Source organism: Cohnella luojiensis (assembly GCF_004564235.1).
GTDB classification, from domain to species: Bacteria; Bacillota; Bacilli; order Paenibacillales; family Paenibacillaceae; genus Cohnella; species Cohnella luojiensis.
On sequence record NZ_SOMN01000002.1, the window covers coordinates 148,108 to 161,845 of the forward strand.

At 51.2% G+C, this 13,738-nt stretch carries 14 protein-coding genes; all 14 read left to right on the forward strand.

The window, feature by feature from the left end:
• Positions 1–11 precede the first annotated feature (11 nt).
• Positions 12–1,400 (forward strand): bifunctional folylpolyglutamate synthase/dihydrofolate synthase, encoded by a 1,389-nt coding sequence (locus tag E2980_RS02630; protein ID WP_135150762.1) that lies wholly within the window; start codon positions 12–14, stop codon positions 1,398–1,400.
• A 7-nt stretch (positions 1,401–1,407) separates the two neighbouring features.
• Positions 1,408–2,790: a UDP-N-acetylmuramate--L-alanine ligase gene (gene murC, locus E2980_RS02635; RefSeq protein WP_205699913.1), complete on the forward strand. Its 1,383-nt coding sequence runs from the start codon at positions 1,408–1,410 to the stop codon at positions 2,788–2,790.
• A gap of 395 nt (positions 2,791–3,185) precedes the next feature.
• Positions 3,186–4,484 carry an SPOR domain-containing protein gene (locus tag E2980_RS02640; RefSeq protein WP_135150576.1) on the forward strand — a complete coding sequence of 433 codons (1,299 nt, stop codon included), beginning with the start codon at positions 3,186–3,188 and terminating at the stop codon, positions 4,482–4,484.
• Positions 4,485–4,626: 142 nt separating this feature from the next.
• Positions 4,627–4,869 (forward strand): DUF4321 domain-containing protein, encoded by a 243-nt coding sequence (locus tag E2980_RS02645; RefSeq protein WP_135150577.1) that lies wholly within the window; start codon positions 4,627–4,629, stop codon positions 4,867–4,869.
• A 21-nt stretch (positions 4,870–4,890) separates the two neighbouring features.
• The gene (locus tag E2980_RS02650) at positions 4,891–5,493 is read left to right on the forward strand and encodes a Maf family protein (RefSeq protein ID WP_135150578.1); all 603 of its coding nucleotides are present in this window, start codon (positions 4,891–4,893) and stop codon (positions 5,491–5,493) included.
• A 52-nt stretch (positions 5,494–5,545) separates the two neighbouring features.
• Complete coding sequence (radC, locus tag E2980_RS02655) at positions 5,546–6,235, forward strand: RadC family protein (protein WP_135150579.1); 690 nt, start codon at positions 5,546–5,548, stop codon at positions 6,233–6,235.
• Between the two features lie 84 nt (positions 6,236–6,319).
• The gene (locus E2980_RS02660) at positions 6,320–7,351 is read left to right on the forward strand and encodes a rod shape-determining protein (RefSeq protein ID WP_135150580.1); all 1,032 of its coding nucleotides are present in this window, start codon (positions 6,320–6,322) and stop codon (positions 7,349–7,351) included.
• A gap of 73 nt (positions 7,352–7,424) precedes the next feature.
• Positions 7,425–8,294, forward strand: a complete 870-nt coding sequence (mreC, locus tag E2980_RS02665) for a rod shape-determining protein MreC (protein ID WP_240702823.1) — start codon at positions 7,425–7,427, stop codon at positions 8,292–8,294.
• 2 nt (positions 8,295–8,296) lie between these two features.
• Entirely contained in the window at positions 8,297–8,821 is a 525-nt protein-coding gene (mreD, locus tag E2980_RS02670; protein WP_240702847.1) for a rod shape-determining protein MreD, read from the forward strand.
• Positions 8,822–8,943: 122 nt separating this feature from the next.
• Positions 8,944–9,606, forward strand: a complete 663-nt coding sequence (locus E2980_RS02675) for a septum site-determining protein MinC (protein ID WP_135150764.1) — start codon at positions 8,944–8,946, stop codon at positions 9,604–9,606.
• A gap of 4 nt (positions 9,607–9,610) precedes the next feature.
• Complete coding sequence (gene minD / locus E2980_RS02680; protein WP_135150582.1) at positions 9,611–10,405, forward strand: septum site-determining protein MinD; 795 nt, start codon at positions 9,611–9,613, stop codon at positions 10,403–10,405.
• A 7-nt stretch (positions 10,406–10,412) separates the two neighbouring features.
• Positions 10,413–11,558: an FtsW/RodA/SpoVE family cell cycle protein gene (locus E2980_RS02685; protein WP_135150583.1), complete on the forward strand. Its 1,146-nt coding sequence runs from the start codon at positions 10,413–10,415 to the stop codon at positions 11,556–11,558.
• Between the two features lie 318 nt (positions 11,559–11,876).
• Positions 11,877–12,860 (forward strand): M23 family metallopeptidase, encoded by a 984-nt coding sequence (locus E2980_RS02690; RefSeq protein ID WP_135150584.1) that lies wholly within the window; start codon positions 11,877–11,879, stop codon positions 12,858–12,860.
• Positions 12,853–13,728: a M50 family metallopeptidase gene (locus E2980_RS02695; protein WP_135150585.1), complete on the forward strand. Its 876-nt coding sequence runs from the start codon at positions 12,853–12,855 to the stop codon at positions 13,726–13,728. Before E2980_RS02690 ends, E2980_RS02695 begins: the two co-directional genes overlap by 8 nt.
• Positions 13,729–13,738 lie beyond the last annotated feature (10 nt).

Consider the following 13,738-nt stretch of genomic DNA (forward strand, 5'->3'; position numbering starts at 1 on the left):
TGAAACGCGGTATGATAGAAAACCAATCCTCCCAAGAGGCATCTTTTCGTACGGCCGAAGAAGCGATGGCTTGGATTACCGGGCTAACCTCCTTCGGCATCCGCCCCGGCTTGGACCGGATAAATAGGCTCATGGATCGGTTCAACAACCCTCAGAGGAGATTGAAGTTCATCCACGTGGCGGGAACGAACGGCAAAGGATCGGTCTGCGCATATTTAACGAGCGTGCTTCGGCAATGCGGATATGACGTCGGGACGTTTACTTCACCCTATCTGACTTCCTATTCCAATCGTCTCCAATACAATGGGAATGATATCGAAGACGACGTTCTTGTCCGGCTTGTCAATCTCCTAAAGCCGGCGGCAGAGGAATTGGGGCAAGGCGAGTGGGGCTCTCCGACGATGTTCGAGGTGACGACAGCATTGGCGCTGCTCTATTACGGGACGGTTGCTTACCCGGATTACGTAGTGTGGGAAACGGGTCTTGGCGGTCGCCTCGACGTAACGAATATAGTTACGCCGATCGTAAGCGTCATTACGAATGTCGGTCACGACCATATGGACGTTCTCGGCTCGACGATCCAGGAAATCACCCGCGAGAAGGCCGGAATTATCAAAGCCGGGTTTCCCGTTATATCGGCCGTTAATCAGCCTGAAGCCGTGAAAATCGTCCGTGAAACGGCGCAAGCTCGTCAATCGGCGCTGTATCTACTTGGTGACGATTTTACGTACCAGCCGTTAGAGATCGCGGAAAATGAGCAAAAGTTTTCTTTTCAAGGGCCGTTCCGTGCTTTACAATCGTTAACGGTAAGCATGAACGGGGCACATCAGATCACGAATGCCGCGACGGCGGTTATGACCTTGGAAATCTTGCGCCAATATTACGCTTTAATCGTTGACGACGAAGACTTGGCGAGCGGGCTGAAAAATACGTCTTGGCCGGGCAGGCTGGAGATGGTGTCGCAAGCTCCTAGAATTCTAATAGACGGCGCCCATAACCCGGAGGGCATGGAAGCTTTAAGCCATGCGCTTCGCGACGTCTATAAGTTCGATAGATTAAATGTGATGATGGCAATGATGCCTAATAAGAATCATGAGCAATCATTGCGGCATATACTACCAATGGTGGATACGCTTGTGATCACGGAACCTGATTTTCATAAAAGAATGAATGCCGCCGATCTGGCCGCCGTCGCGAGCAGACTGCGTACGGAGCTCGGACGGCCGCGGAACGTTATCGTGGAGCCGAATTGGCGACGTGCCCTGGAGCTTCTGCAAGAAGCTTCGTCGGGGGACTCCCAAGAAGTGAACACGTTAAACGTGATTACCGGCACTCTGTATCTGATTGCCGACGTCCGTTCGTGGCTGCTCCATGGAACGAAATCTGAAAAAGGCTGGTGAAGCGTTGTTGCGGACCGCTGAGCACGTGCATTTTATCGGTATCGGAGGATATGGGATGAGCGCCATCGCCCGGGTTATGCTGGAGATGGGGTATCAAGTATCCGGTTCCGATGTGGTACGCCAGGAATTGACCGACAAGCTGGCTGCCAAAGGAGCACAAATTTATATCGGTCATGAACCCGAGCATGTTAGGGGTGCTGATCTCGTTGTTTATTCAACGGCGTTATCCAGGGATAACGTCGAACGTCAGGAAGCGGAACACTTGAACATTCCCATCCTGCACCGGGCGCAAATGCTGGCTCGCCTTCTTAATGCCCGTACGGGCATCGCGGTCGCGGGAGCGCATGGCAAGACTACGACCTCCTCGATGATCGCGCTGGTCATGGAAATCTGCGGATTGGATCCGACTTATATTATTGGCGGGGAGATCGTTAACGTCGGCACCAACGCGAAAGCGGGCAAAGGAAAATTCGTCGTCGCGGAGGCGGACGAGAGCGATGGATCGTTCCTGCAGTATGAATCCGCGGTCGGGGTCGTAACGAACATCGAAGCCGATCATCTGGAAAACTACGACGGGGACTTCAACAAGCTGAAAGAGGCTTACGTATCTTTCCTTCGCAATATTAGGCCGGATGGCTGCGCGGTCGTCTGCGCGGATGACGAGAACGTGAAGCAGCTGCTTCCGCAGGTCGCGGGACAAAGAGTCATTACGTATGGCATGGAATCGGAAAATGCGGAATATAGAGCTACGGATATTGAACTCGGCGATCGTTGCGCTACCTTCACGGTGAGCCACAAGGCGGATGTTCTTGGCAAGGTGACGTTATCCGTGCCGGGCCGGCATAACGTGTACAACGCGCTGGCAACGGTGATCGTATGCCTTGAGGCGGGAGCTCCGTTTGCATCGATCGCGGAAGCCATTCGCGAATTCCGCGGCGCCAAACGCCGGTTTCAGGTGCTTGGGGAAGTGAAGGACATGCTGGTTATCGACGACTATGCCCACCACCCGACGGAGATTCAGGCCACGATTCAAGCCGCTAAGGCGACCGGCAAACGTATCATCGCGGTTTTCCAGCCCCAGCGCTATACGAGAACGTTTTTCCTTCTGGATGCGTTCAGCCGGGCTTTCGCGGATGCGGACGAGGTCATCATTACGGACATCTACTCCCCCGCCGGAGAACAGAAGATCGAAGGAGTCAACTCCCGGAAGCTCGTGGAGCTGATCTCCCAGAATAGCAATAGCAACGTGACTTATGTTCCGACGAAGGAAGAAGTTCGGGATTTGTTAGTCGGGCGCGTCGCTCCTGGAGATCTTGTCCTCACGATGGGGGCAGGGGATATCTGGAAAACGGCCGATGAACTGGCGCGTATATTGCGCGAACGGGTATAAGGAACAATTAAAGGGCTATCCCAAGTCAATGACGAGGGATTGGCCCTTTTTTTATATTCTTTTCCGTTCATTCGGCCCCCCCTTGCGCAGTCGAATCCGACAAACCTAAGTGAAATAAAGTCAGTTAGTTTTATGTGAAAAGCAACAGTTATTAATCTAGTTGCAGAACCTGCAATTAGTTGATCATAATACGTCCAATAGCGTAGTATTTACGGAAACTTAGTGTACATTTGCAATTGCTTAATTTAATAAGGAGTATATTGAGTTTCTTAGTGTCTATTCTGCAACTAGATTTAAAAAGATGAGCCGATCGGGGTTGTATTGAACAATGAACATATTTCTCTCTCTCCTCTCATATTCTAATTACTAGATTGAGGGACAAGGGGAGACGCAGCATGCAATCGAAAGCTAGGATGACCATTCGTTTCGAGTCGCCCGCCAAGCCGAAGCTTACGACCGTGCCAATCGTACAGCCTGGCGAATCGAAGGAAAAACTCGCCATCGATAATTCGGAAACGGCGATAGAGCCGAGCTTCACGACATGGAATAGTCCCTACCAAGACGACATCCATGCGCTAGAGGAAATCATTCGCCGATCGGATACCGCGAGGAATGCCGAGAAAACGGTTCGGAAGCCGCAACCCATACCCGTGCCCTTGCCCGTTCTAAAGGATATCGTTTACGACGAGTTGACCGAAGAACGCTGGAGCAGAACCGTTCCCGAGATAGAGATTGAAGAGGAGCCAAGCGCGAAATGGTACCAGCGGCAACATGAAGCTTCAAACCTTTCGGAGGAAGGCCCTTCATGGAGCAGGGTGTTTCTTTCCGTTGCAGCCGCGGTTGCTACCGGTGCTTTGTTCGGATATATGGTGTTAAGCTTGTTTACCGGGGAACCCTTATTTCCGGGGAAATCGGATGTTGATTCAGGAGAGCAAATACCGGTCCTATCTACGCACGAGCAATCGGCAAGCCCTCCGACTTCGGCAGGTTCAACAAAATTGCCGGAGAAGTCGTCAACATCCGGATCGGGATCTACGGATCAAACGGGTAACGAGCCTCCGGCATCAACAACCGGACAAGTATCTTCCGATGTCTATTTCATGCTTCAATATGGAGTATTCCAGAACGAGGATAGCATGCAGGCAGCCGTTAAGCAGCTCGAAGATTTGGGGCTTGCATATGCATCCGATACTACTGACGGGTATCGGGTATTCGCGGGAGCTGCGAGATCAAGGGATGAAGCGGAATTATTAGCAGCCCAGATGCCGGACACCGAGGTGTATATTAAACCTGTGGGCGGGGATCCATTGACCGTTTCATCGGATGCGCTTTCCGAAGAGGGAATCGAATTTTTGAACGAGAGCGCGAAATTAACCCGAATGTTAGCTCAATATTCCGGTGTCGGGTTACAGGATAAGCATCCGCGAAAGCTTGGGACTCAGGAATTGTCCGAGCTTCAGGAAACTCATCAGCGGTGGCTCAAAACGCTAACCACGGCAGATAAATGGAATGGAGAGGCTGCTAAGGACGGGAATTCTATCGTAAAGGCCTTAAATTCCGCGATCGCCTCCATGACGGAATTCAATCGCAAGCCTTCTCGCTACCACTTGTGGAGCGTACAATCGGGAGTCATGCAGGCCTTGTTAGCAGACCGTCATGTACGCCTTGTTTTACAGCAAGCAGCGGAAGGATAGTTCAATCGAATACGCCTAACGGGACTTTAGAACGGGACAGCCTGCATCCATGGGGCTGTCTTTGTTTTATACGTTGTGCGACTTGTCCGGGAAACGTATAATAAGTAGATGGGTGTCAAAAAATGGTGGGAGACGGGGAAATATGAAGAAAAACGCATGGATTCTGATCTTGTTCATCTTTCTTGGACTGCTTGCCGGGGCGCTGGTCGCAATCTGGCTGAAGGAGATTCCGGGCCTTACGTTCCTGACCCGCGCAATTAAGGTGAATTGGTCTCCGGCCGCGGATTTGTCGGTCCTTAAGTACAGCTTGAACTTAAGCGTAAACTTCAGCCTGTTGAGCATTATCGGTGCCGTCTTGGCGATCTGGTTATACCGCAAAATGTAATTCGAAAGGAAGATTGGCAACATGCCTTCCGCTGCAACGCAACTCGTTCTCGCATCCGCTTCGCCCCGCAGGCAAGAACTCATCGCCCTGTTGGGCCTTCCCATCCGAATATTGCCGAGCCACGTCGAGGAAGACACGCCGGAAGATTGGACTCCCTCGCAAATCGTGGAGGGGCTGTCCTTGCGCAAGGCGCTCGCCGTTAAGGAAAAGCTAACTAATCCGGCGGATGTATCGTCTATTATCGTAGGCAGCGATACCATTGTCGTGTTGAATGGAAAAGTGATGGGAAAGCCTAGAGATGAGCATGAAGCCCGGCTGATGCTGGAACAGTTATCCGGCAACACTCACGAGGTATTTACCGGAGTCACCTGCGTGCGGATATCGGACGCGAAGACGGTTACCTCCCATCGGGTAACTAAGGTGAGGATGAGAAGTCTATCGGCGGAGCAGATCTCCCGTTACGTCGATACCGGCGAGCCGATGGACAAGGCCGGCGCTTACGGTATTCAGGAAATCGGTTCATTGCTGATCGAGTCTATCGAAGGCTGTTACTTCAATGTCGTCGGTTTGCCGGTTTCTCTGCTTGCAGTCCAGCTGGAGCAATTCGATATTAAGATACCCTGAACGATCAAGCCATTCCCGCGGCCGACGCGGCATTTGAAGGCAGGTTCTATCATTGGAGCAACGATCCTTCCGATTACGCGAAATCCCTTCCCAGGAACGTCCGCGGGAGCGCATGCAGCAGCACGGAGCCGAGGCGCTAAGCCATGCGGAACTGCTGGCTATCCTGCTGCGAACAGGTTCAACGAACGAGTCTGCCATCCACCTTGCGCAACGTATTCTCAATGAATGCGGAGGCCTAAGCAGACTGGCCGAGAGCAAGTGGGAGGAATTGACGCACATTCATGGGATCGGTCCCGCGAAGGCGCTGCAGTTGCAAGCTTCCATTGAACTCGGGCGCAGGGTTGCCCGTTCTAAATTGCCCGAGACGGTGAAAATTACTTGCCCGCAGGACGCGGCGGATCTTCTGATGGAAGAGCTCAGGCATCATCGGGAGGAGCACTTCGTTTGCTTATTCCTCAATACCAAGAATCAGGTTATCGGTCGTCAAACATTGTCTATCGGCAGCTTAAACGCTTCTATCGTGCATCCCAGGGAAGTGTTCAAAGCGGCAATAAGGCGGAGCAGCGCATCTATTTTGTGCGCGCACAATCACCCCAGCGGCGATCCGACGCCCAGTCCGGAAGATATCCAGCTGACCAAGAGACTTGGAGAGGCCGGACAATTGATCGGAATCGAGCTGTTGGATCATTTGGTAATAGGTGACAATCGCTTTATTAGTTTGAAGGAGATGGGTTGCTTGTAATATAATAATATGGATTGTCCCGACGATTGGTACGTCGTTTACGGCGTCAACAAAACAGTCGCGGTCGAAGCAGGAGGTAGCGGAATGCTAGGAGGATTTACAAGAGATTTAGGCATCGATCTAGGAACGGCTAACACGTTGGTATATGTCAAAGGAAGAGGAATCGTCGTTAGGGAGCCGTCGGTGGTTGCCCTTCGTACCGATACAAAGAAAATCGAGGCCGTTGGCTCTGATGCGAAAAAAATGATAGGCCGTACGCCGGGAAATATCATTGCTATTCGTCCCATGAAAGACGGCGTTATCGCGGACTTCGAGACGACGGCCACGATGATCAAGTATTTCATCCGTCAAGCCCAGAAGCCTCGGACGATGTTTCCTCGTCATCCGAATGTGATGGTGTGCGTCCCTTCCGGTATCACGGCGGTAGAAAAGCGCGCGGTCGAGGATGCGACGAAGCAAGCAGGAGCTCGCGAGGCTTATATTATAGAAGAGCCATTCGCAGCCGCTATTGGAGCTGACTTGCCGGTATGGGAGCCGACCGGAAGCATGGTCGTCGACATTGGTGGCGGAACGACGGAAGTAGCGGTCATCTCGCTCGGAGGAATCGTGACGAGCAAATCGATCCGCATAGCGGGAGATGAGATGGATGACGCGATCATCGCGTACATAAAACGCTTGTACAACCTGATGATCGGCGAGAGAACTTCCGAACAGCTCAAGATGGAGATCGGCTCGGCCACGCCGCTTGATAAAGTGGAATCCATCGAGATTCGCGGCCGCGACCTCGTCTCGGGTCTGCCTAAAACGCTGGCGATTACTTCCGATGAAATTACCGAAGCGCTGTCCGATACCGTTAATTCGATTATCGATGCCGTCAAGGTGACGTTGGAGAAATGTCCTCCCGAGCTATCGGCGGATATTATGGATCGCGGTATCGTATTAACGGGCGGAGGCGCGCTGCTTCGCAATCTGGACAAGATGCTTACTCGAGAGACGGGAATGCCCGTACTGGTTGCCGAGAACCCGCTGGATTGCGTTGCGATCGGGACGGGGAGGGCGCTCGAGAACATTCACCTCTTTAAGTCCAAAGGCGGAGCTTCCCGATCCAGCCGCTAATTTTATAACGATTCAGCAAGGATTAGATTTGTCGATCCTAATCTGAATCAATGATTACAGGGCGGGAAAGCAGGTGAGCGGGATTTTTCGATTAATGCGCAACAAACGGTTGTTCATTCTCATGATCGGGCTTATTTTATTCATAGCCCTCATGGGATTCACCTTAGGCCGGACTCGCTTGACTTGGCCCGAGAAATTCATTAACGATGCCTTTGGGACTGTGCAAGGAGCTTTGTACCGGCCGGTCGGAGCGGTCGCGGATTTTTTCCGCGACCTCGACCGGCTTTCCGACGTGTATAAGGAAAATGAACAGCTTCGTCAAACCGTTGCCCAATACACGCAGGATCAGATCAAGTTTAATTTACTGGAAGCCGATAATAAGCGGCTTCAAGAGGAACTGAATTTTACCGAGCATCAGAAGAACATGGACAATTATCGTTACCTGATCGCTCAAGTCGTCGGAAGCACTTCTAATCCTTATGAGAAAACCATTACGATCAACCTTGGATCCCGAGACGGCGTTAAGCCCCAGATGGCAGTCAGGTCCGTGGACGGATTGGTCGGGCTCGTCAGCAAGGTGAAGAACTTTACATCTACCGTTACCTTGGTTACGGACTTGGATCCTAACTCTTCCAGGGGGACTCCCGTTTCGGCAACTTTCTTGGGGAAGCCCGATTCTTTCGGAATCATAGAATATGACGATGAGACCGGTACCCTGCAAATGACCAAAATCGATGAGCGCGACAAGCCCGATGTCGGTGACAAGGTAATTACGTCCGGTTTGGGGAGCTTGTTCCCCAAAGGAATCATAGTCGGCACCGTAAAGAGCAGCCAAGTTGGCGATTTCGGATTGACTTATACGGCTATTATTGAACCTGCGGCCAAGTTCGACCATCTGAGAGAAGTGTTCATCGTTGTCGTTCCAGAGGTGGAAGAGCCGTGAAAATGCGTATCAACTGGGTGATCCTGTGTGCGCTAACGCTTCTGGTCATTGAGAATTCGGTTATTCCTTGGCTTGTGCCTCCCGGATGGAGCGATCGGTTACTCCCGCACTTATGCTTTATCATGACTTTATTCGTTGCCGGGTTTGCCGGACGTCATACCGCTTTTCTTATTGGTCTCGGTCTAGGATTGCTGCAGGACTTATTGGCATACGGGCACTTAATCGGTCCATACGGATTCGGAATGGGACTCATCGGATATTTGGCCGGATTAACGGCGGAGCGTAAAAGCTTCACGATCGGCTTCTTCGTATGGATCGTGCTCATCGGCGGATTAATGCTAGATTCTATCATCTACTTCATCTACAAGTTATTCCGGCTAACCGATTTGCAATTCGCTCAGGTGTTCTACTGGCAGGTGGCTCCGACGGCAATACTTCAGCTTTTTATCGCACTCCTTTTGTATGTTCCAGTTCGCCGCTTCCTGGTTAAGCCTTCGCATTCCTCCGGAGATGACAGTCCGGAATGATTCGGGTTTAACCCGGCATAAATGTCGATTGCCGTTAAAGGATGGCACCGTTTATGCTCGACAGGCAGGAATTCGGCTTCCCCAAGCCGAATTTCAAATACCGTAGGGAGGAGCGGACAACAGTGACCGGCAAATCAAACGTTACGATCAAAGGAATCAAGGAAGGCCTTGTTTTTCTTCTCGACGACCAATGCGACTTCGTCGCTCTCTTAGACGAACTGAATGCGAAGCTGGACAAGCACGTTCAACAGTTCACCGGCCCCATCGTTCATATTTTCATTAAGCTAGGCTCCAGGCAATTGGAAGAAGAGGACAAGGAACGAATTCGTTCCATCCTTCGCAGACAAGGCAACTTGCTTATTCAATCTATTGAAAGCGATCCGCTCGAAGTTGATCCGAATCTTAAGATTATTCCTAGTTTACATACGATGTCCGGCATTATCCGATCAGGCCAGACGGTGGAATATAGCGGCCACCTGCTGCTGCTCGGGGACGTCAATCCCGGAGGCACGATTAAGTGCACGGGAGACGTGTATGTATTAGGCGCGCTGAGAGGGACCGTTCATGCTGGGGTGGAGGGCGACGAACAGGCGATTATCGCGGCTTCCTTAATGAAACCGACCCAGCTTCGCATCGCGGATGTCATTAGCCGTCCGCCCGATGAATGGACATCCGCGGAGCCGTGGATGGAGTATGCGTTTCTACGAGAAGGTACGATGGCTATCGACAAAATGACGAGCCTAAGCCGTCAACGCAAGGAAGTCATGCAGTTCAAAGGAGTGTAGAAGCATGGGAGAAGCGATCGTTGTCACCTCGGGTAAGGGCGGAGTCGGTAAAACGACGACGTCGGCTAATTTAGGAACGGCTTTGGCGATTATGGGGAAAAAAGTATGCATGGTAGATACCGACATCGGCTTGCGTAACCTCGATGTCGTAATGGGGCTGGAGAATCGGATCGTCTATGATCTTATCGACGTTGCCGAAGGACGCTGCAGGGTTAACCAAGCACTCATAAAGGATAAACGCTTCGACGAGCTGTATATGCTTCCGGCCGCCCAGACGAAGGATAAGAACGATATTTCTCCGGATCAGGTACGTCAGATTATCGAAAGCTTAAAGCCGGACTTCGATTATATCATTATCGATTGTCCTGCCGGGATCGAGCAAGGATTCCGCAATGCGATTGCCGGCGCTTCTCAAGCTATCGTAGTCACCACGCCGGAGAATGCCGCGGTTCGTGACGCGGATCGCGTAATCGGGTTGCTCGAGAAGAGCAATTTCCCCTCTCCCAAGCTGATCATTAACCGTATTCGTCCGAACATGATGAGAAGCGGAGACATGCTTGAGATCGAAGACATCTGCCAAGTGCTTGCCATAGATTTGATCGGAATCGTTCCGGACGACGAGTTTGTGATCAAAGCGGCGAATTCAGGCGAGCCGACGGTAATGAACGTGAATTCTCGGGCGGCTATAGCCTACCGCAACATTGCTAGGCGCATCTTGGGAGAGACGGTACCTCTGTCGCAATTGGAAGAGAAAGCTGGAATGTTTCGCAAAGTAAAGAAGTTTCTGGGAATGGGATGATCGGAGCTTGCTAAACCGATTGAAGAAAATGGATTGGATGATGATGATTATCCTCGTGATGTTTATGGGGATAAGCACGATTCTGGTACGCAGCGCGACGTATAATAATCCCTTGTATCCGGATAACGACATAAAGACGCTGATCTTCTATGGACTCGGATTCTTCGTCGTCATTCTGGGAACGATCGTGGATTACCGTCTGATATTAAAAGTCTGGTATGTATGGTATGCCATTGGTTTGATCTTGCTCGTGTTGGTTTATTTCCTGGCGGGAGAAACGAACGGAGCGCGAGGCTGGTTTAATCTGGGTTTATTTTCCTTCCAACCGGCGGAGATGATAAAGCTTTTTCTGATCATTGCGATAGCGGCGTTGCTGGGAAGAAGGCAAGGCGACCCGCTCCGAATGCGCAGCGACGTGATGATCGTTGCCTTTATTGCTTTCGTGCCCTTTGTATTGGTTATGATCCAGCCCGATCTGGGGAATGCGATCATATATATTTTTATCGTCCTTGGAATGCTCTGGATTGGAAACGTTCGCTATACGTATGTCCTGATCGGTCTTGCTGTCGTCGTGGGCGGGCTGATGCTTTTCGTTACGTTGTTCAATACGTACAACACGGAAATCCAAGATTATTTGGATAAACACGATAAGGTTCACTGGTACGAGCGGATTAACACGTACATTCATCCGGAGGAAGCGTCGGCGGATGACCGCAGGCAATCCGAGAACGCTATGATCGCCATCGGCTCGGGCGGGCTTGCAGGAGACGGCTACTTGCAAGGCGATTCCAAAAATCGTAGATTCATTCCGTACACCTATTCGGATTCCATCTTCGTCGTTATCGGCGAGGAGTTCGGTTTTCAGGGCGCGGCCGTGCTGCTGCTTCTGTATTTCCTATTTATTTACCGAATGATCTTGATCGCTTATCAATGTTATGACCTGCGAGGCTCGTTTATCATTATCGGGATCGCGTCCATGATGGTGTTCCAGATCTTCCAGAATATCGGGATGATGATCGGAATTATGCCGATTACGGGTATTACCCTGCCGTTCATTAGCTATGGAGGTACTTCATTGTTGCTTAACATGATGTCGATCGGATTGATTTTTAGTATTCGGGGGCATCAGGAGAAGTACCAAATGGACGCTTGATTGCGAATATATGGGACTTGGGACAAAGGTACCTCCTTCCAGCCGCTTGCTCTCCGCCCATTGCCTTGATGAGATTTAAGGGTGGCAATGGGCTCCAAGAGGCGGACGTAAACTCTTACAGGAGGTACCTTTTTACCCTAGCCTCCTTCAATATTCGCGAATAAGTGTTTTGGTAGGGGAGTAGGAAAGGCGAGAAGAACAGGTTCAATTGCCTGTTCTTTTTTGTTGGGGTCAAACCCGGCTGTGGTTCTTACCAAAGGTCTAATCGCCGCTTGTCCGCCATAAGGTAATAGAGAAAGCGGACAAGGAGGGCTTGCGATGCAAATACGGGATAACGTTCGTGAGCGCAGGCGTGAGCGCATCGAGCAGCTGATCGGACAGCACGCGATGGAAGAGGCTAAGAATATGAATCCGGAGCCGACTTTAGGACAAAACAAACTAATGGAAACAACCGCTGAAACGACACCTCGAAAGGGGCAAGTGACCGGGGAGGCGGCGCGCTTCGACACGACTACTCAATACCCTGCAGTGGAAGCATATGCCGGCGGCTTGGATCCAGAGCTTTGGTGGAGAGAGCGCGAGAAGCGGTTGAAGTCCGGACAAGTCGCGGGTTGGCAGGGGTTGAAAGGAATCCCTCCTTCTTCGACTGCGCGATTGGATAGCTATAGACCTGGTTTTGATTGGAACAAGCTGTTTCAAGGCTTTACGTTACGGCTCGCGATATCCGCGATAGCTTTCGCGGGAATATGGGGCTGGTTCAAGCTGGAAATGCCAGGGAGTACGGAAGCCCGCAGTTGGATGGTATCTTCGGTTACGCGCGATATGGATTTCCAAGCGATCGAAGCTTGGTATGGCGAAACCTTCGGGGGATCACCCTCTTTTTTTCCTTTTTATAAAGATGAGCCGGATACCCGGGAAGTGTCCGCCTTGCTAAATCCCTCGGATACCGCGATACCGGTCCAAGGAACGCTAGTCCAAAATTATGCCGAGAATGGAGCTGGCGTTAAGGTGGCTGCTTCCGGCGGAAGCGACGTTTACGCGATTTATACGGGACTGGTACAGCAGGTAACTAAAGATCAAGATGGCGGAATTACAATTTTGGTCCAGCATCAGAACCATATCCTAACCGTATACGGTCATTTGGAGAAATCATCTGTAAAACCCAATGACTGGGTAGAGACGGGGCAGCAAATCGGTCAGCTCGGCGCAACGGTAGACGGACAGAGCGACGGAGTACTTTATTTTGCCGTCCAACAGAACGGAAAATCGCTGAATCCCGCGGATGTGGTCGCTTTTGATTAGATGGCAAGGAATCGAGTTTCGTTTGCATCCGTTATTCGTGCTTGTAATGATAGCGTCGATCGCGACAGGCCGGTTCACGGATATCGTTACTTTATTCGTCATCGTGTTATGGCATGAACTTGGCCATCTGGCAACCGCGCTTCGTTTCGGATGGTCGGTAAAAGAGGTTAAGCTCCTGCCTTTCGGAGGAGTCCTTGAGGTGGAGGAGGCAGGAACGCTGCCCGTGAGAGAGGAAGTATGGGTAGCGATTGCCGGGCCGGCCCAGAACGCGATTCTGGCCGCGATCGGTTATTTCTTAGGATATCTCGGCTGGATCGATAAGGGATGGTCGGACGATTTCGTACGTGCCAACGTGCTGATCGGCCTTTTTAATTTATTGCCCGTTCTTCCGCTCGACGGCGGCCGAATGCTCCAAGCCTGGATAAGCCTTCAGATTCCTTTTCATCGGACGCTGATGTGGAGCGCGAAGATCAGCTTGGCCTTCAGCGGATTGATCGCGGCGGCATCTTTATATCCTCTATCGCATGGCGGTTTGCTTCATTTGAATCTCCTGACGGTCGGCGTTTTTTTGTGCGTTTCGAACTGGACGTATTTTCGCAACGTTCCGTTCGTATTCTTGCGATTTCTAGTTCATCGAAGCGAGCGATCGGAGAAGCATATAGATCGTGGCAAGCTGTCCCAGCCCATCGTCATCGCGGTGGACCGGCCATTATCGCACATCATTAAGTTATTCATGAAGGAGCAGTATCATTTGGTCTATGTCATGAAGCGAGGCAAGATCACGAAGGTTGTCCCGGAACAGGCGATAATCGACGGATTTCTTGGCAGATTGACATCGGGGAATGCGGACATTCGGTTTTTCATGTAAAATGGAGAAA

What these genes read in the sequence shown, in the direction of transcription:
- E2980_RS02630 (WP_135150762.1), top strand. Translation starts at nt 12, where the DNA reads ATGATAGAAAACCAATCCTCCCAAGAGGCATCTTTTCGTACGGCCGAA.
- E2980_RS02640 (WP_135150576.1), top strand. Translation starts at nt 3,186, where the DNA reads ATGCAATCGAAAGCTAGGATGACCATTCGTTTCGAGTCGCCCGCCAAG.
- E2980_RS02645 (WP_135150577.1), top strand. Translation starts at nt 4,627, where the DNA reads ATGAAGAAAAACGCATGGATTCTGATCTTGTTCATCTTTCTTGGACTG.
- E2980_RS02650 (WP_135150578.1), top strand. Translation starts at nt 4,891, where the DNA reads ATGCCTTCCGCTGCAACGCAACTCGTTCTCGCATCCGCTTCGCCCCGC.
- E2980_RS02660 (WP_135150580.1), top strand. Translation starts at nt 6,320, where the DNA reads ATGCTAGGAGGATTTACAAGAGATTTAGGCATCGATCTAGGAACGGCT.
- mreD (WP_240702847.1), top strand. Translation starts at nt 8,297, where the DNA reads ATGCGTATCAACTGGGTGATCCTGTGTGCGCTAACGCTTCTGGTCATT.
- minD (WP_135150582.1), top strand. Translation starts at nt 9,611, where the DNA reads ATGGGAGAAGCGATCGTTGTCACCTCGGGTAAGGGCGGAGTCGGTAAA.
- E2980_RS02690 (WP_135150584.1), top strand. Translation starts at nt 11,877, where the DNA reads ATGCAAATACGGGATAACGTTCGTGAGCGCAGGCGTGAGCGCATCGAG.